We start from the raw sequence: 18,319 nt of genomic DNA, 5'->3' as shown, positions 1-18,319 counted from the left end.
GATCACTTCTGGATGACCTTGTCCTCGCCGACGAGCTTCCGGACCGCGGCGTCATAGGCCGCGGCTGCTTCGGCCGGGCCCTGTTTGCCGGTGATCACGGCTTCGGTGGCTTCCTGCACGGCGCTGGAAATGCGCGGGTAGTCCGCCGTCGCCGGACGGAAGTGCGTGACCTCCACCAGTTCGGAGACGTCCTTTACGAAGGGGTTGGCGGCCTGGTAGGCGGGGTCCGCGGCGACGTCGCTGCGCACCGCGATCTGGGAGTTGTCGACGTCGTACGCCAGGGCGTTCTTGCGGTTCAGGGCCGTGGACAGGAACTTGAAGGCGAGGTCCGGGTTCTTCGTCTTCGCGCCGACGGCCAGGGTCCAGCCGCCGGACATGCTCACCCCGCCGGGCGCCTGCCCGTGCTGGGTGGGGAACATTGCCACGCCCATGTCCTTGGCGTAGCCGGGCCATTCGTAGGCGCCGCCCTTCTGCCAGAACGACGGCGTGTAGGAGCCTTCCACGGTGGCGCCCATTTTGCCCTTGGGCAGCCATTCGCCGAAGACCTTCTTCCAGACGTTCGCGTCCAGTGCCTCGGCCGGGGTGACGGCGAGTTTCTCGTCGTACAGGGTCTTCAGGAACCGCAGGGAATCGGTGAAGCCGCGGGACCCGACCACCCACTTCTTTTCCTGCTCGTCGTAGAGCGTGCTGCCCGTGCCGTACAGGAGCTGGTAGAAGCCCTGCATCACGGTGCCTTCACCCGTGGCTTTGCCCGCGTACATGTTGAACGGCACCACCGAGGGATCGGCGGCCTTCATCTTCCGGGCCGCCGCGAGGATGTCGTCCCAGGTCTTCGGTTGCCAGGGCACGGCGATGCCGGCCTTCTGCAGCACGGTCTTGTTGTACCAGATGGCCCGGGTGTCGGTGCCCAGCGGAACGGCGTAGATGCCGCCGTCGTCGGCGCGCCCGGCCGCCTTCGCTGCTTCGGTGAAGTTTGCCCAGTCCGGCCAGGAGGCCAGGTGCTCGTCCAGTTTCAGCAGGTATCCGGCGTCGACGTCGGAGCGGACCTTGAAGGTGTCCTCGTAGAATACGTCGGGCGCCGTTCCGGCGGAACGGTGGGACAGGGCGAGCTTGGTCCCGTAGTCGTCATCGTTGGCCTGGATGGGCTGCAGCTCGACGGTGACGCCGCTGTTGGCGGCCTCGAACTCGGCCTTGGCCGCGGTCAGGACATCGTCCAGGGCGGTGAAGGAATCGGTCTTCTGGTAGGCCACCTTCAGCGTCTTGGCTTCCGTGCCCTGCGGCGCGGCGGGTGAGCAGGCAGGCAGGAGCAGCAGGGCGGCGGCCGCCAGCAGGCCGGTCAGGGCCCGGGTGGTTGCTGCCCGTTTAGGCTGGGCTTGTCCGGGCTGGGCTTGTCTGGGCATGGCGCTCCGATCTTCATGCGGCTGCAGCCCCCACACTCCAGTCGGCCCAGCCATTTTCCGGTATTCAACAAGTCATGCGCCGTCCGGCGCAGCGGGCGGTTGTCAGCCTTCCAGCAGGAGGCGCTGCGCCCGGGGCGCCAGCGTGTGTTCCAGCACGAGGCATGCCGCGCCGATGGCACCCACGTCCTCGCCCACGCCGGTTCCCACGACCTCGATTCCATGGATGCTGTTGGCCGCGCTGTTGGATGCGAGCAGCGGCGGCACCAGGTCCAAGTAGCGGGAGGCCAGGCGGCCCCAGAACGGCCCGCCGAAGACCACGCGCTCCACGTCCAGCGTGTTCGTCACGACGGCGACCGCGCGGGACACGAGCACCGCCGACCTGTCGATAATGGCCAGGGCACGCTCGTCCCCGGCGTCGGCGGCGTCGCACAGCCGGGCGAAGCTCTCCTGCACTTCCGGCCCGTCGCTGCCTTGGCGGCCGCCGTCGATCACGCCTTGCTCCTCGGCGGCGGACACCAGGACCTGCGGGATCGCCGACGACTTAACGCAGCCGTTGAGACCGCAATCGCAGGCGGGGCCGCCCGGGTCCACGATGATGTGGCCGATTTCGCCGGCATTGCCCGAGGTCCCCCGGACCACCTCGTCGTTCATGACGATCCCGCAGCCGATGCCGGTGCCCATGTACATGAAAATGAAGCTGCCGGTCCCGCTGGCACCTCCGGCCCAGGTCTCGGCGACGGCGGCGCTGGTGACATCCTTGTCCACCAGGGTTTCCAGGCCGGTGGCCTCGGCGAGCGCGTCGCGCAGGTGCACCCGGTGCCAGCCGCTAAGCAGCGGCGGGTCGACGACCGCCCCTTCGTCAAGGTCGATCGGACCGGGAGCGGCGACCCCGAGTCCTGCGATCCTGCCGGCGTCCACCCCGGATTCCCTGATGAGGGACTTGATCTCGTCGGCGATGGCGGCGATGACCACCGGCGGCGGGCCCGCCGGAGTGGCGATCCGTGAATGCTTCACCACGTCGCCCACCAGGTCGAGCACCACGAAGGTGATGACGGCCGGGTCCAGGTGCACGCCGACCGCGTACATGCCGTCCGGGTTAAGCCGCAGGATGGTGCGGGGCTTTCCCGGCCCGCTGCCTTCCTTGCCGGCTTCGACAATCAGGTTCTGGTCCAGCAGCCGGCGCGAGATGTTCGAGATTGTCTGCGGGGACAGGCCGACGATCTGGGCAAGTTCCACCCGGCTGAGCCCGCCGGTGGAACGACGGATCGCATCCAGAATGACCGTGAGGTTGAAATCACCCATACGTGGCAGATTCGTTCCGCGCCTCGGGGTGGGCTGGCGGATCTCAGTCAAGGATTCCCCTAAACTCATTCGGATGCGGTACTTGCATCTGCATCGTACGTCACGCACGCTCCCGCCGGTATGTTCACACGCGGGTCCCTGCGAAGCCGCCGGGGGCGGGGCAGTGCGCACGCCATGGCACTGATGCCGGCGGCCGACGTCGATATCACCGAAGACCTCGTCCGGCGCCTTCTCGCCGCCCAGGCACCCGCCCTCGCCGCCGAACCGCTGGAGCTCGCCGCGAACGGCTGGGACAACGCCGTCTACCGCCTGGGCAGCACCCGCGCGGTGCGGCTCCCGCGCAGGGAGGCCGCGGCGGAACTGGTACTGCGGGAACAGCGCTGGCTTCCAGGGTATGCACGCCGCTCCCCTGTGCCTGTCCCTGCTCCCGTGTACGCCGGCCGGCCGGACGCCGGATACCCCTGGCACTGGAGCGTCATCCCCTGGCTCGAGGGCACCTCCGCAACGCAGGTGTCCCCGGAGAAGCGGACCCCTGCCGCCGAGCAGCTGGCCGCCTTCCTCACGGCCATCCATGTACCGGCCCCGGCGGCTGCGCCGGTCAATCCGGTGCGCGGCGTACCCCTGGCTTCCCGCTCGGCGGCAGTGCTGGAACGGCTGGAGGACACGCACGGCTACCCGGAGGCTGCCCGGCTCCGGAGCCTGTGGGCAGCGGCGTTGGAGGCGCCGCCGCATTCCGGGCCCGCAGTGTGGTTCCACGGCGACCTGCATCCGGCGAACGTGCTGCTGCGGGATTCCCCGGACGGGCCCGCCGCGCTGGCGGCGGTGATCGATTTCGGCGACCTCGGCGCCGGGGATCCCGCCGTCGACCTCGCCGTCGCCTGGTTGATGTTCGACGGCGCCGGGCGGCGGCGTCTCATGGCGGCGTACAGTGCCGCCGGGTCAGGGCAACGGGGCGGTTGGGAGCGGGGCGGTTGGGAGCGGGCCAGGGGCTGGGCGCTGGTCCTCGCCACGGCGATGCTCAGCAATTCCGATGACAATCCCGTGATGCTGGAAACCGGCCGCTTTGCCGTGCGGCAGTTGCTCAGGCCTTGACGCTGCGGGTCACGGTGAACTTCGGGTTCCTGCCGATTTCCGTGGTGGACCCAATCAGCCGCTCCAGGGCGGGACGGTACTGGAGGTGGCTGTTGTAGACCGTCCACAGCTCACCGCCGGCCGCCAGGACCCGGGAAGCGGCCTCGAACATCTTGAAGGCGGCCCCGGCATGGACGCTTGCCCCGAGATGGAAGGGCGGGTTGAGCAGGATGAGGTCCGCACTGCCCGCCTCTAAGCCCGACATGGCGTCGTCATGCACCACCGTGATGCGGTCCGCCAAACCGTTGGCCGCGGCGGTGGCTTCGGTCGAGGCAACGGCCGCCGCGGACTGGTCCGTTGCGGTGACCCGGGCGGCGGGATGGCTGCGCGCGTACATCGCGGCGAGGATCCCGGTGCCGCAGCCGAGGTCGACGGCGTGCGCGGCATCGGGCATCCGGTCCAGGAAGGACAGCAGGAACCGGGTCCCGATGTCCAGCTTCCCGCCGGAGAAGGCGGCACCGTGGGAGGCCACGGTGATGCCGAGCTCTGGCACCTGCTCCAGGACGGGAAAGGGCGGGGCGGCGGCCGGCCGCTTCGGGCCGCGGGCCACGAGCACCCGCGACTTCCGCCGGGCGAGCTGTGGCTGGACGCTGTCGAAGTAGCGTTCCAGGACGGCGTTCATTCCGAGGGACATGTGCTTGACCCTGCCGCCCGCCAGCAGGACCGCATCCCCGGGCGCGTGCCGGGCGACGGCGTCGGCGATCTCCTCCAGTTCCGCGAGCGAACGCGGCAGCTGCAGCAGGACCAGCCCCGCGCCGTCGAACAGCTCCGGACCGAACAGCCCGGGACCGGGCGGGACGGATTCGAACCGCGCCTCGAGGCCGGCCGCGGCGGCGTTGCGCTGCAAGGCGCTGCGGCCGGAGTGGAGATCCTGGGAAACCCGGATTCCGCCTGGGTCGAGGACGGCGAGCGCGCCCAGGGTCAAGGCGCCGTACCGGTCCCCGAGGACGGTGACCCGCATCCCGGCGCGGGCGTGCTCCGCCGCGGTTTCCAGGAGCAGCCTGTCGCTGGCGTCATGGGCGAAGAGATTCGGCGCCTCGACGTCCGGGAACCTTCTGAGCCCGGCGAACACGCGGTCCAGCTCCATGTCCTGCATCAGGCCGTCCACCTTCCCTCGGAGACAGAAAAACACCCCGTCCGGTTGGACGGGGTGTTTTGTCGGAGTGGAGCTGAGGGGACTCGAACCCCTGACCCCCTGCATGCCATGCAGGTGCGCTACCAGCTGCGCCACAGCCCCGGAAATCACCCGGCAGGGATTCTTTCGTTCCCGCCGAAGCAACTCGTCAATACTAAACCACAACCGTGTGAGATAGGAAATCGACCACCGGAAAGGCGTCGCGGCGGTGCGCGGGACGGTGACGCAGATAAGGTGCGGTCGACGAATCGGCCGCACCTCCCCCCATTTCTGCTCTCAAGCCTGACGCGCAACCGCCACTGGCCTGACTTCCAGTGTAGGTTCATAATCGTAGTTAAACAAACCATGCAACCGGTTTTGGCCATCTTCCGCCGCTCGGGCGGATCATGACCGGAACATCCCCGCGGCGGCCACTCCGCCGGGCACCAGGCCGCCGATCCGCCACAGCCGCTCGGAAGGATAGAAATGATCCACCGTGACCAGGTCGATCTGGTGCCTGCTGAACCCGGCATCCAGCAGGGCCTGCCATGCTTCGGGGACGTCACCCAGAAGACGCGGCAGCGGGCGGCCGGCGGCACGGCAGAGCGATTCCACCAGTTCGGAGACCGGCACGGGGTCCGGGTAGGCGGCATAGAAGGCCTGCCCGGGCTGCGCTTGCGCGAGCGCCAGCCCGGCGACCAGCGCCCCCAGGCTTCCGGCGTCGATGATCGACAGACGGGCGGTCCCGTCGCCGGGCCATCCGCCGGCTGCGTCGATGATGCGCAGCAGCCCAGGCGCCAGCCAGCGGTCGCCGTCGCCGAACACCAGGTTGGGGCGCACCACCTCGCCGCCGTAGTCCAGGACCATTCGCTCGGCCGCGGCACGGGCCGCACTGGCCGCCGATGCCGGCCGCAGCGGATGGGCGCCGCCGCCGCGGTGCGGGCCCATGCCGTGGACGCTGGCCGTGCCGAGGTAGATCAGGCGGGGATTTCCGGACTGCCGGCATTGCTCGACGACGTTGCGGGTGCCGTCCTCATTGACTTCCCGAGCCAGCACAGGATCGGAGCCCACATAGGAAACAGCATGGACCACCGTACTCAGGCCCGGGGCACGCAGGACGGGCAGGAGCGTCCCCGGAACCCTGATGTCCCGGGCGGCGATGTGGTCAATGGTGCCGTGCCCGACAAGGCCGTGCTGCAGGGTATTGTCCGCCACAGTGCTGGTAGCGTTATGTCCCTGCGGCCCGGCGGGGCCATCGGCATTCCGAAGACCGGGTTTCCGGGAGAGCGCGGCCACCCGGGCTTTCCCGTCCAGCGACGCGGCGATGCGGCGGCCGATGAACCCCGACGAGCCCAGCACTACGACTCCGGGGAGTGCGTCAACGCCAGTTGTCATGTTGCCCGGACTCCGGCTATCGATGGAATCATGAACCCAAGTATCCCGGACGGGGAACCGGAGAGGTCCTGACGCAGACTATGCAGCAACGAGCCAAAGCCACCCGAACGGCCGTCATCGAGGGAGCCGCTTCCATCTTCGAGGAAGTCGGCTACGGAAATGCGAGCCTCAGTGATGTCACCAAACGCGCCAACGTCACCAAAGGCGCACTCTATTTCCACTTCAAGTCCAAGGAAGACCTCGCCCTGGCGGTCATCGCCGAACAGCACAACATCGTGCGGATCGCCGGCGAGAAGATCGCGGCCGCGGGGCTTCCGGCGCTGGAAACCATGGTCACCATGTGCAAGACCTTCGGGCAGCAGCTCCTCGACGAGCCGGTGGTGCGCGCCGGCATCCGCCTGACCTTCGAAGCCTCGGCTTTCAACGGAGACGTCAAGGGCCCCTACCAGGACTGGATGGCCACCATGGAGTTCCTGACGCAGCAGGCCCAGCGTGAAGGGGACATCCGCGAAGACCTCAACGCCAGCGACTTCGCCCATTACCTGGTGGCCTCGTTCACGGGAAGCCAGATGGTCTCCAACGTCATGACCGGGCGGCAGGATGTGCTGAAGCGGATCGATGACATGTGGGACTTCATGATGCCCGCCATCGTTCCCCGGCAGCACCAGGACCAGCGGAGCTGAAGTCCCTCTCGAAAGTCCCGGCCCGAACCCCGGCGCCGGCCGGCTCAGTTCCAGACGGCCGCCTGCAGGATCATCAGGACATCCTCGCCGCTGAGCACCCTGACCTCCAAGGGGTTTCGGCGTGCTTTTCCGGCTGTTTCCGGCGCTGCTTCGCGGTCCCTCGGGCCGGGCAGGGTGACAGCAAGCTCAATCGGGTCGGCGAGCTCGGCGATCTTCACGAACTCCGCTTCGAAGCGGGAGAAATCCGCGGCCGGGCGGCCAGTGGCGGCCCGTACGGCCTGCCTGGCGGCTTCGATCAGGAGCATCCCCGGCACATGGTCCAGGGGATGGTCGAAGAAGATCGGATGGCTCGTGTCCACGCGCAGCGGCCAGACGGAGGGCCGGACTTCCTCCCCCAGCATGACGTTCCGGGGGGTGGAATGGCCTACCACCGAAGGGTCAAGCGGCGTTCCCACCCGCGGCGGCTCTCCAATCACGGCCGAGCGGCGGAAACGCTCGTAGCCGGCCGGGGTCACGATCCGGGCACCGGCACTGCCCGAGCCGATGTTCTCGCCGTCCACGGCGAATCGCGCTTCCACGCTAAGCGCCGCAGGACTGCTCCCGCTGAATTTCACATCACGGAGTTCCAGGTCCATCGAGAGCTGCGTGGGGGTCAAGGGGTCCAGCCTGACTTCTTCCATGGACACGCCGAGCCTGGGCATCAGGAACTTGTGGTCCATGGGGACGCCGCTGCTGTGGGCCAGCAGGATCACCGACTGCCGGAGCGTCTCGGCCATCAGTGCCGAGTCCGGCAGTCCGTCTCCGGATCCGTAGAAGACATGCCAGCGCGGCCATTGCGCCCCGGCCGCGAAATGTTCCGGCCCGGTCTGGACGAAATCCGTGAGGAAGACTTCCGAAAGGGAAAGTTTATGGACCAGGGCACGCCGCACGGAGGATTCGAACAGCGCTTCGGCATACCCCGGGCCGTTGCCCGCATTCTGCTCATCCAACTCGATATGCCCCATATTCTCGACTCGCAATGCCCCAAGAATTCTATCGGTTTCCCCACTCTTTCAAACAAGTGGCTTGCGCTTGCCCCCAACCATGCCAAGACAAAGGCGGGAACGGAACCCTCCTCCCGGCAACCCTGCGGCAATTGACGTATTCGAACATATATTCGAATATTGAAGTATGCCAGCAGCACTGCCCGATCTTCCTCCCGGCCCCTTGCGCTCTTCGCCGGGCGAGGACCTGCAGGCCAAAATCCACCTCATGCAAGGCAGGCGCACCCGGGAGCATTCCTTCCCGGTGCTTCCCGTACTCAAGGGAGTCCTGCCGGGAGGTCTCCGGCCGGGAGCCGTGTACTCGCTGCAGGGTTCCATGTCCCTGGCCATGGCCCTGCTGGCCGGCCCGTCACAGCAGGGCGCCTGGTGCGGAGTCGTGGGGCTTCCCGACTTCGGGATCGAAGCGGCCGCAGGGTTCGGCATCGCGCTGGAACGGCTGGTCCTGGTCCCCGATCCCGGCGAGCGCTGGATGCAGGCGCTCGCCGCCTTGGCCGATGTCCTGCCGGTAGTCCTTTCCCGCGCCCCGGCCCGGACCGCCCCTGCAGAAGCCGCCCGCCTGGGGGCCCGGCTCCGCGAGCGCGGCTCCGTTCTGCTCGTGGCAGGGCACTGGCCGCAAAGCGAGGCAATCCTGCGGGTCAGCAGCCACGAATGGGAAGGCCTGGGCAAGGGGCACGGACACCTTGCCCGCCAGGAGCTCCTGCTCGAAGTGGCCTTGCGGGGTGCTTCCCGGTCCGCCGTCGTGGACCTTTCCGGCACCATCCCGGAAGACGCCTCCGCGTACCGGATAGGGGCCTGAGCACATGCCTGGCCGAACGGCCTCCAGGGTGATGGTGGCCTGGTTCCCGGACTGGCCTCTGGTGGCGGCCCGCCTGGCGGATGAGCTTCCGGCCGGTGTCCCCGCGGCAGTCATTTCCCAGGGCAGGGTGGCGGCCTGTTCGGCGGAGGCCCGCGCGGAGGGGGTGGTCCGGGGCCTGCGGCTCCGGGAAGCCCAGACCCGGTGCACCTCCCTGGCGGTGTGCCCGGCGGACCCGTTGCGGGATGCCCGGGAATTCGAACCCGTCCTCGCCTCGCTTGAAGAGCGGAGCCCGGGGGTGGAGGTGCTGCGTCCCGGCCTGTGCGCCACCCGGGTCCGTGGCGCGGCCCGGTATTACGGCAGCGAGGAGTCAGCGGCCGGCGCCGTGCTCGACGCCGCCGATTCCCTGGGCATTGAGGCCCGGGTAGGGATTGCCGATTCCGTCTTTGCCGCCGTGCAGGCGGCCCGGAGCACCACCGAAAGCGTCGCCCTCCTGGTGCTGCCGCCGTCCACATCACGGGACTTCTTGGCCCCGTTCCCGGTGGAGGCACTGGAGCAGCCGAAACTGGCCTCCTTGTTGAAACGGCTCGGCATCCACACCCTCGGGGATTTCACCCGGCTCCCCCTGTCCGATGTCCGTGCCCGTTTCGGCGACGCCGGCGCCCTGGCCCATGCCATGGCCGGCGGCGAAGACCCCAAAACGGTGGTGCCCCGGGTCCCGCCGCGGAAACTGGACCGGCAGGTGGATTTCGAACCCGGGCTGGACCGCATCGACCAAATTGCCTTCCAACTGCGGGCCCCCGCCGGGGAGTTCATTGCGGCGCTGCAGGACGCGGGACTGGTGTGCACCGAACTCAAAGTCGCCCTCCTGGACGATTCCGGCGCCCGGTCGGAGCGGCTATGGGGCCATCCGCGCCATTTCACGGCGAACGACGTCGTCGACCGCGTCCGCTGGCAGCTTCAGCCCCGCTCGGCTGACCCGTCCGGCGGCTTCGGCGCGGGCGGCATCACGTCGGCGATCATCCGGGTGGAGCTGATCCCCGGGCGGGTGGAATCCATTACCGGCCACGGCCAGGCCCTGTTCGGCGAAGGCGCCGAGGAAAAGATCCATCACGGCCTGAGCCGGCTCCAGAGCATGCTGGGGCAGGAAGCCGTGCTGGTTCCGGCCGTCTCCGGCGGCAGGGTCCTGAACGAACGGCGGCTGCTCACCCCGTGGGGCGACCCCGTTCCGCGGGAGGCTGCCGTCCAGGCGGCCAGGCCCTGGCCCGGGAGCATTCCGGATCCGCAGCCTGCCACGGTCTTCGCCTCCCCCGTTCCGGTCCTGCTGCTGGACGCCGACGGCGAAACAGTCCGCACGGACCAGCGCGGCACCCTGGTAGCCCCGCCGGCCTGGTTCTGTCCGGACGCCGGCAACGAAAGCAACGCGCCGCGCCGGCCGGTGGCCGAATGGACCGGCCCGTGGCCGCTGCGGCAGCGCTGGTGGGACGAGGGCCGCCGTCGTCATGCTGAACGTTTCCAGATCGTCGACGGCGACGGCGACGCCTGGCTCCTGCTCCTGACCGGGGACCGCTGGTGGGCCGAGGCCCGCTACGACTGACGGCTCCGCTCCCCCACGACCCCTGCAACACCAAGCACCGAAAGACCGACATGGGCTGGCACAATTCACCCCTCACCTGGGCACAGTTCGAAGGCACCCTCTCCGGCAGGCTTCCCGCAGGAGACCAGGGGCGCAAAGGCGACGGCGGGGACAGCCCCGCCTGGTCCCGCAAACGCGGCCCCTACCGTCCGCTGCCCGCCCGGGCGCTTCACCCGGAGCCGGGAACCGTTCCGTACGCGGAACTGCATGCCCACTCGCACTACAGTTTCCTCGATGGCGCCTCCTCGCCGGAGGAACTGGTGGAGGAAGCCGTACGGTTGGGCCTGCACGCTCTCGCACTCAGCGACCACGACGGGTTCTACGGGATCGTGCGGATGGCCGAGGCCGCGGAGGCCTACCAGCTGAAAACCGTGTTCGGCAGCGAACTCTCCCTCGCCTTGAGCAAACCCCAGCACGGCGAACCCGATCCCGAAGGCGACCACCTGCTGGTCCTTGCCCGGAAGGAGGAGGGCTACCACCGGCTGGCCTCCGCACTGACGGCGGCCCACCTGGCTCCCGGGGCGGAAAAAGGCAGGCCGGTCTACAGCCTCGACTCCCTGGCCGAAACGCTCAGCGGTCACTGCCTGGTCCTGACAGGCTGCCGCAAGGGATCCGTGCGCCGGGCCCTGGTGGACGGGGGTGAGCCGGCCGCGGCCCGGGCGCTCGATGTCCTGCTGGAGCGTTTCGGGCGAGGGAACGTGGCGGTGGAGCTTTTCGACCACGGCAACCCGCTGGACACGGACCACAACGATGCCCTTGCCAGGATCGCGGAGCGTGCCGGGGTTCCCCTGATCGCCAGCAACGCCGTGCATTACGCGGCCCCTGAGCAGTATCCCGTGGCCACGGCGCTCGCCGCGGTCCGGGCCCGGCGGAGCCTGGACGAACTGGATGCCTGGCTTCCGGCCAGTTCCGGCGCGCACTTGCGCAGCGGGGCGGAGATGGCCGCACGCTTCGCCCGCTACCCCGGCGCCGTGGAGCGCACCGTGGAACTGGCCGACGACCTTGCCTTCCAGCTGCGGGCCGCCCGGCCGAAACTTCCGAAACTCGATGTCCCCCGGGGCCACACCCCCATCTCCTGGCTCCGGGAACTCGTCAGGCAGGGGGTCGCTGCGAAGTATCCGGGCGCCGGGGAGGATGTCCACTCCCGGATCGAACAGGAACTCGCCGTGATCGAGGCGAAGGACTTTCCCGGCTACTTCCTGATCGTCCACGACATCGTCCAGTTTGCCCGTTCCCGCGGCATCCTCTGCCAGGGCCGCGGTTCGGCGGCGAATTCCGCCGTCTGCTTCGCCCTGGGGATCACCGCCGTCGACAGCATCTTCTACAAGCTGCCGTTCGAACGGTTCCTCTCAAGCCTCCGGGAGGAGGAACCGGACATCGACGTCGACTTTGATTCCGACCGCCGGGAGGAAGTCATCCAGTACGTCTACGGCAAGTATGGGAGGTTCAACGCGGCACAGGTGGCGAACGTCATCAGCTACCGGCCTAAGAACGCCGTGCGGGACATGGCCAAGGCCCTGGGCTACAGCCAGGGCCAGCAGGATGCCTGGTCCAAACGGATCGACCGCTGGAACGGCGTCGAGGAAGGCAAGGAGGACGGCATTCCGGGTCCCGTCCTGGAACTGGCCGAGCGGATCATGGGCTTCCCCCGCCACCTGGGCATCCATTCGGGCGGGATGGTCCTGACGGAGCGGCCGGTGGGCGAGGTAGTGCCCATTGAACATGCCCGGATGGAGGACCGCACGGTGCTGCAGTGGGACAAGGACGACTGCGAATGGATGGGCCTGGTCAAGTTCGACCTCCTGGGCCTGGGAATGCTCGCTGCCCTGCAGTACTGTTTCGACCTGATCCGGGACAACTTCGGGGAGCACTGGGAAATCGGAACCATCCCCAAGGAAGAACCAGGGGTGTACGACATGCTCTGCCGCGCCGATTCGATCGGAGTGTTCCAGGTGGAGTCCCGGGCCCAGATCAGCACCCTGCCCCGGTTGAAGCCACGGAGGTACTACGACCTCGTGGTGGAGATTGCCCTGATCCGCCCCGGCCCCGTGCAGGGCGGCGCCGTGCATCCCTACATCCGCCGCCGCTCCGGGGAAGAGGACGTCACCTACCTCCACCCGCTGCTGGAACCCGTGCTGGAGCGGACCCTCGGTGTCCCCTTGTTCCAGGAACAGCTGATGCAGATGGCCGTCGCCGTGGGCGGCTGCACCGCCGAAGACGCCGATTTGCTGCGCCGGGCGATGGGGTCCAAGCGCGGGGTGGAGAGGATTGAGTCACTCAAAGCCAAGCTGTACGACGGAATGGCCGCCAACGGAATCAGCCCGGACGACGCCGACCAGATCTACGCCAAGATCGAGGCCTTCGCGAACTTCGGCTTCGCGGAATCGCACTCGCTCAGTTTCGCGGTGCTGGTCTATGCGAGCTCCTGGTTGAAGCTGCACTACCCGGGGGCGTTCCTCGCGGCACTGCTCCGGGCCCAGCCCATGGGTTTCTACTCCCCGCAGAGCCTGGTGGCCGACGCCCGGCGGCACGGCGTCACGGTGCTCCGGCCGGACATCCTCCACTCCCGGGCCGAAGCGACGCTCGAACCGGTGGAGCAAGAGTACGACGGCGGCCCGGAAGCGGGTGCGCCGGCCGCCTCCCGCCCCGGCGGGATGGACTCCTGCCTGCTCCCCGAACAGCCCGAGCCCGGACCGTTCCGTCCCGAACTGCCGAAAGAAGACCACCTGCACCGCAGGGACGCTTCCCATGCGGTGCGCCTCGGCCTGGACGGAGTGACGAACATCGGAACCGAAGTAGCAAAACGGATCGTTGCAGAACGGGAGGAGAACGGCCCCTACCGGGACATGGCGGACCTTTCCCGCCGGGCGGATCTTGGCTCCGAACAACTGGAAGCGCTAGCCTCCTCCGGGGCCCTCGATTCCCTGGGGCTGAGCCGCCGCGAAGCGCTGTGGCAGGCGGGCAGCGCGGCTTTGGAGCGGCAGGGGCAATTGCCGGGAACGCAGGTGCCCGTCCAGTTGCCGCTGTTGCCGGAACTCTCGCCCCAGGAGAGCGTCATCCAGGATCTCTGGTCCACCGGGGTCAGCACGGACGACCATCCGATGCGGCACGTGCGCGACATCCTGGAAAAGCGCGGGGTGCTGCGGATCGACGGACTGGCGGACATTGCCTCCGGTACCCGGATTAAGGCCGCCGGGCTGGTCACGCACCGGCAGCGGCCCCAGACAGCGCAGGGCATCACCTTCGTCAACCTCGAAGACGAAAGCGGGATCCTCAACGTGATCTGCAGTGTCGGTCTCTGGAAACGGCACCGCCGGGTGGCCCGGGAGGCGGTGGCCCTGGTGGTGCGCGGATTCCTGGAGCGCTCGCCGGACGGCGTCACCAACCTGGTGGCGGACAGGCTGGAAGCCCTTGGCCTGCCGGCCGCTCCGAAGTCGCGGGATTTCAGATAGCCGCTGCGGACCGCGAAGAGCAAGTCACGAAATGTGACGAAAAACACCTTTGCCCTCTGATATATCAATCATATACTAGACCGGATCCGTCGCAGGATCGCTCTCCAACTCGACGAGGAGTGAAACAACATGCAGAAACTCGCGAACCGGCTCGAACGCCTGGGCACCGAAACCGCCTTCAGCGTGGCGCAGGCCGCCGCATCCTGGAAGGCGCAGGGGAACCTGGTGTACCCCTTCCATCTGGGCGATATCAATATCCCCACCGCCGCGAACATCGTGGAAGCGATGAACAAGGCGATCGCCGACGGCTACACGGGCTACTGCCCCGGACCCGGCATCCCCCAGCTGCGCGAGGCCCTCGCCGAGGACCTCGGATCGCGGCGCGGCGTCACCTTTTCCCCGGACAACGTGGTGGTCATGACCGGCGGCAAGCCTGTCATCACGAAGTTCCTGCAGGCGGTCATGAACCCGGGCCAGGAAGTGCTCTACCCCAACCCGGGCTTCCCGATCTACGAATCGCAGATCGAGTACCTGGGCGGCACCGCCGTGCCCTACCGCTACGTGCCCACCAGCACCGGCTTCGCGATCGACCTGGACCAGATCCGTGCCTCGATCACCCCGAACACCACCGCGATCATCTACAACGACCTGCAGAACCCGATCTCGGCCGAATCGACCGCCGCCGAGCGCGAGGCCATCGCGCAGATCGCGATCGAACACGACCTCTGGGTCCTCTCCGACGAGGCCTACTTCGAGACCCGCTACGAAGGCGTCTCCAGCTCGATCGTGTCCCTGCCGGGCATGGCCGAACGCACGGTCATCCTCTACACCTTCAGCAAGAAGTTCGCGATGACCGGTTCGCGCCTGGGCTGTGCCGTCGCTCCGCTGGAGATCGCCCAGGTGCTGAGCAAGCTCAACACCAACGATGAGTCTTGCACCACGCACTACGTGCAGTGGGCCGGCATCGAAGCGCTCCGCGGCCCCCAGGATTCCGTGCAGCAGATGCTCGACATCCTGCAGAAGCGCCGCGACACCGCCTGCGAACTCGTCAACTCCATCCCGGGCATGAGCGTCGCGGTGCCGCAGTCCACGTTCTACCTGTTCCCCGACGTCACCGGGGCCATGGAACGCCTGGGCTACACGGCGGTCGGCGACTTCGCCACCGCGGCCCTGCACAACACCGGGGTGTCCTTCTGTACCCGCGAACACTTCGGCCGCCGCCTGCCCGGCGAGGAGCGCCAGTACATCCGCCTGGCCTACTCCGGCATCGAAGCGGACGCCATCCGCGACGGCCTGGGCCGCCTGCGCGATTGGATCGAAGCATGAGCCGCGTCGTTGTCACCGGGCGGATCCCGGAAGCCGCCCTCGACAGGCTCCGCGCCGAACACGACGTCGACGCCTGGACCGGCACCGAGTCCATCAGCCGCGAGGAACTCCTCGCCCGCGTGGCCGGGGCCGAGGCGATCGTCAGCCTGCTCACCGAACGCATCGATGATGAACTGCTCGACGCCGCCGGGCCGCAGCTCAAGGTCGTCTCCAACGTCGCCGTGGGCTACGACAACATCGATGTCCCGGCCTGCACCGGGCGCGGGATCACCGCCACCAACACCCCCGGCGTGCTGACCGAGGCCACCGCCGACATCGCGTTCGGGCTCATCCTAATGGCCACCCGCCGCCTCGGCGAGGGCGAACGGCTCATCCGCGCCGGCCAGTCCTGGAAATGGGGCATGTTCTTCCTGCTCGGCTCCAGCCTGCAGGGCAAGACCCTCGGCGTCGTGGGCATGGGCGGCATCGGCCAGGCCACCGCACGCCGGGCCAAGGCCTTCGGCATGGAGATCGTCTACCAGTCCCGCAGCGAGATCGACCCCGCCATCGCCGCCGAGCTCGGCGCCCGCCGGGTCGAACTGGACGAACTGCTGGCCGTGTCCGACGTCGTGTCCCTGCACTGCCCCTACGGACCCGCCACGCACCACCTGATCGGTCCCGAAGAGCTCGCAGCGATGAAGGACACCGCCTACCTGGTCAACACCGCCCGCGGACCCATCATCGACGAAGCCGCCCTCGCCACCGCATTGCGCACCGGCGTCATCGCCGGCGCCGGCCTGGACGTCTTCGAAAAGGAACCGCAGGTCTACCCGGAACTGCTCGAGCTGGAGAACGTTGTCCTCGTCCCGCACCTCGGCTCGGCCACGGTCGAGACCCGCACTGCGATGGCCGTCCTCGCCGCCGAGAACACGCTCGCCGTGCTCCGCGGCGAACAGCCACCCACACCGATCGTCAAGTAGCCCACTATGGGCCCCGTCCGGATGGACGGGGCCCATAGTCTTTTAAGTCCCAGCCTTAGGCGGCCGGCGACCGCTCCCGCATTTGGAAGGCTTCCGGCAAAAAGAAGATCCCGCGGATTCTTTCATCCGCGGGATCTTCTTTGTGGATTGTGAGGCGCCCGGTTCGGACGGGATCCACCCGCCCGAACCGGACTTCAGCCGGTCAGGCCTTGATGTAGCCGTTGGGGTTCAGCACGTACTTCTTGGCGGCGCCCTGGTCGAACTCGGCGTAGCCGCGCGGCGCGTCCTCGAGCGAGATCGGGGTGGCGTTGACGGCCTTTGCGATCTGCACCTTGTCGTGCAGGATGGCCATCATCAGCTGCCGGTTGTAGCGCATCACGGGGCACTGGCCGGTGGCGAACGAGAGCGACTTTGCCCAGCCGAGGCCGAGGCGAAGGGACAGCGAGCCGACCTGCGCGGCTTCGTCGATGCCGCCCGGGTCGCCCGTCACGTACAGCCCGGGAATGCCGATGCCGCCGCCGGCGGCGGTGATGTCCATGAGCGAGTTCAGCACGGTCGCGGGCGCCTCGTGTCCGGCATCCGCTCCGTGTCCGCGGGCTTCGAAGCCGACTGCGTCGACCGCGGAGTCGACCTCGGGGACACCGAGGATCTGCTCGATCTGCAGCTTCGGATCACCCTTCGACACGTCGACGGTCTCACAGCCGAACGAGCGCGCCTGCGCGAGGCGGTCCTCGTTGAGGTCGCCAACGATCACGGCCGCCGCGCCAAGCAGCTGCGCGCCGACGGCAGCGGCGATACCGACGGGACCGGCGCCTGCGATGTACACCGTCGAGCCCGGACCGACCCCGGCCGTCACCGCGCCGTGGAACCCGGTGGGGAAGATATCCGACAGCATTGTCAGATCGAGGATCTTCTCCAGCGCCTGGTCACGGTCCGGGAACTTCAGCAGGTTCCAGTCCGCGTAGGGGACGAGTACGTACTCGGCCTGCCCGCCGACCCAGCCGCCCATGTCGACATAACCGTAGGCGCTGCCGGGTCGGTCAGGGTTGACGTTGAGGCAGATTCCGGTCTTGCCTTCCTTGCAGTTGCGGCAGCGTCCGCACGAAATGTTGAACGGCACCGAGACGATGTCGCCCACCTTGATGAACTCGACGTCGGGGCCGACCTCGACCACCTCGCCGGTGATTTCGTGACCGAGCACAAGCCCTTGAGGCGCAGTGGTCCGGCCGCGCACCATGTGCTGGTCCGAGCCGCAGATGTTCGTGCTCACGGTACGCAGAATCGCACCGTGCGGCACCTTGCGCCCGACATTGGCCGGGTTCACCCCGGGTCCATCCTTCAGCTCGAAGGTCGGGTAGTCGGTGTCGATTACCTCGACGACACCGGGCTCCTTGTAGGCGACTGCCTTGTTCCCAGACATCTATGTCCTTCCTGTCATGCGGCGTGTACCACCCACCTGAGTATCCTGTTGCGCGGCAGAGCGCTCAACGCCCCTACCGGGCAGAGGCACCCATTCTTTTGGGTAGGCCCTCCGGTATGGCCACCGGGAGTCCGCTCCCGCAGGTCGCTCCCCCGTTTCGCTCCCCCCGTTTGATCCGGCAACCCGGAAACAAATAGGAGCCCCGTCCCGAAGGACAGGGCTCCTAACCGTTCGCATTTCGCCGGAACCGACGCCCCGGAAAACAAAAGATCCCGCGGATTTCCATCCGCGGGACCTTCTCTTGGTGGAGGTAAGGGTGTGTGATTTCAGGACATCGTTTACACCTGTGGCGGGACATCGTTGACGGGTGATAGTTGACTGCTGTGGCGGGACATCGTTGACGGTCTCGGCATGTCGCGGGACATAGACGACAGCTGGCCTGATGGGCTGGGCCATGTCGAAGAACAAGGTCATCGTCCTGGCCGTACTCGAGGGCGGAATGTCGAAATCCGAGGCTGCCCGCCGTTACGGGGTCAGCCGGCAATGGGTCCACGAACTCCTCAGGCGCCATGCCCAGGCCGGTGACTCAGGACTCGCGCCCCGCTCCAGGCGTCCGCGCACGAGTCCGCACGCCACCCCGGCGCCAACCCGGGACAGGATCCTGG

The 18,319-nt window shown here is 67.9% G+C and carries 14 protein-coding genes and 1 tRNA gene; 8 read left to right on the top strand and 7 right to left on the bottom strand.

Annotated features, from left to right (window positions below; all coding sequences use genetic code 11):
* Nucleotides 1-2: 2 nt before the first annotated feature.
* Together BLP88_RS15890 and BLP88_RS15885 are read right to left on the bottom strand one after the other, a co-directional pair.
* Nucleotides 3-1,400 carry an extracellular solute-binding protein gene (locus BLP88_RS15890; protein ID WP_084111297.1) on the bottom strand — a complete coding sequence of 466 codons (1,398 nt, stop codon included), beginning with the start codon at nucleotides 1,398-1,400 and terminating at the stop codon, nucleotides 3-5.
* 102 nt (nucleotides 1,401-1,502) lie between these two features.
* Nucleotides 1,503-2,702, bottom strand: a complete 1,200-nt coding sequence (locus BLP88_RS15885) for an ROK family transcriptional regulator (RefSeq protein ID WP_074590778.1) — start codon at nucleotides 2,700-2,702, stop codon at nucleotides 1,503-1,505.
* 174 nt (nucleotides 2,703-2,876) lie between these two features.
* Here BLP88_RS15885 and BLP88_RS15880 point away from each other — a divergent pair, with 174 nt between their 5' ends.
* Nucleotides 2,877-3,794 (top strand): aminoglycoside phosphotransferase family protein, encoded by a 918-nt coding sequence (locus tag BLP88_RS15880; RefSeq protein WP_074590776.1) that lies wholly within the window; start codon nucleotides 2,877-2,879, stop codon nucleotides 3,792-3,794.
* Here BLP88_RS15880 and BLP88_RS15875 read toward each other — a convergent pair.
* The 3 genes from BLP88_RS15875 to BLP88_RS15865 form a co-directional block, all read right to left on the bottom strand.
* Entirely contained in the window at nucleotides 3,784-4,929 is a 1,146-nt protein-coding gene (locus BLP88_RS15875; protein ID WP_139163423.1) for a class I SAM-dependent methyltransferase, read from the bottom strand. The two genes, BLP88_RS15880 and BLP88_RS15875, sit on opposite strands and share 11 nt — an antisense overlap.
* 68 nt (nucleotides 4,930-4,997) lie before the next feature.
* A tRNA-Ala gene (locus BLP88_RS15870) sits at nucleotides 4,998-5,070 on the bottom strand.
* Between the two features lie 282 nt (nucleotides 5,071-5,352).
* Nucleotides 5,353-6,342: an NAD-dependent epimerase/dehydratase family protein gene (locus BLP88_RS15865; RefSeq protein ID WP_084111293.1), complete on the bottom strand. Its 990-nt coding sequence runs from the start codon at nucleotides 6,340-6,342 to the stop codon at nucleotides 5,353-5,355.
* Nucleotides 6,343-6,422: 80 nt separating this feature from the next.
* Between BLP88_RS15865 and BLP88_RS15860 the strand changes: the two genes are divergently transcribed.
* Nucleotides 6,423-7,025, top strand: coding sequence for a ScbR family autoregulator-binding transcription factor (locus tag BLP88_RS15860; RefSeq protein ID WP_074590772.1), 603 nt, complete (start codon nucleotides 6,423-6,425; stop codon nucleotides 7,023-7,025).
* 44 nt (nucleotides 7,026-7,069) lie between these two features.
* Here BLP88_RS15860 and BLP88_RS15855 read toward each other — a convergent pair whose 3' ends face one another.
* Nucleotides 7,070-8,044: a ScbA/BarX family gamma-butyrolactone biosynthesis protein gene (locus BLP88_RS15855; RefSeq protein ID WP_139163422.1), complete on the bottom strand. Its 975-nt coding sequence runs from the start codon at nucleotides 8,042-8,044 to the stop codon at nucleotides 7,070-7,072.
* 151 nt (nucleotides 8,045-8,195) lie between these two features.
* On the opposite strand from BLP88_RS15855, the gene BLP88_RS15850 reads away from it, so the two are divergent.
* The 5 genes from BLP88_RS15850 (at nucleotide 8,196) to BLP88_RS15830 (ending at nucleotide 16,234) form a co-directional block, all read left to right on the top strand.
* Nucleotides 8,196-8,864, top strand: coding sequence for a hypothetical protein (locus BLP88_RS15850; RefSeq protein WP_074590768.1), 669 nt, complete (start codon nucleotides 8,196-8,198; stop codon nucleotides 8,862-8,864).
* Nucleotides 8,865-8,868: 4 nt separating this feature from the next.
* On the top strand, nucleotides 8,869-10,458 hold the full coding sequence (locus BLP88_RS15845; protein ID WP_074590766.1) for a DNA polymerase Y family protein: 1,590 nt from the start codon (nucleotides 8,869-8,871) through the stop codon (nucleotides 10,456-10,458).
* 50 nt (nucleotides 10,459-10,508) lie between these two features.
* Nucleotides 10,509-13,949, top strand: coding sequence for an error-prone DNA polymerase (locus BLP88_RS15840; protein WP_074590764.1), 3,441 nt, complete (start codon nucleotides 10,509-10,511; stop codon nucleotides 13,947-13,949).
* Nucleotides 13,950-14,078: 129 nt separating this feature from the next.
* A complete protein-coding gene (locus tag BLP88_RS15835) occupies nucleotides 14,079-15,275 on the top strand; it encodes a pyridoxal phosphate-dependent aminotransferase (RefSeq protein WP_074590762.1) in 1,197 nt (398 codons plus the stop codon).
* Nucleotides 15,272-16,234, top strand: coding sequence for a 2-hydroxyacid dehydrogenase (locus BLP88_RS15830; RefSeq protein ID WP_074590761.1), 963 nt, complete (start codon nucleotides 15,272-15,274; stop codon nucleotides 16,232-16,234). Before BLP88_RS15835 ends, BLP88_RS15830 begins: the two co-directional genes overlap by 4 nt.
* A 202-nt stretch (nucleotides 16,235-16,436) precedes the next feature.
* Here the strand turns inward: BLP88_RS15830 and fdhA are convergent, their stop codons facing one another.
* Nucleotides 16,437-17,654 carry a formaldehyde dehydrogenase, glutathione-independent gene (gene fdhA / locus BLP88_RS15825; protein ID WP_074590759.1) on the bottom strand — a complete coding sequence of 406 codons (1,218 nt, stop codon included), beginning with the start codon at nucleotides 17,652-17,654 and terminating at the stop codon, nucleotides 16,437-16,439.
* Between the two features lie 454 nt (nucleotides 17,655-18,108).
* On the opposite strand from fdhA, the gene BLP88_RS15820 reads away from it, so the two are divergent.
* On the top strand, nucleotides 18,109-18,319 hold a 211-nt coding region (locus BLP88_RS15820; RefSeq protein WP_175453582.1), incomplete at its 3' end, for a helix-turn-helix domain-containing protein.

The sequence above is a fragment of the Arthrobacter cupressi genome (assembly GCF_900099975.1).
Lineage (GTDB): Bacteria > Actinomycetota > Actinomycetes > Actinomycetales > Micrococcaceae > Arthrobacter > Arthrobacter cupressi.
This window is presented reverse-complemented; position numbering and strand designations above follow the sequence as displayed.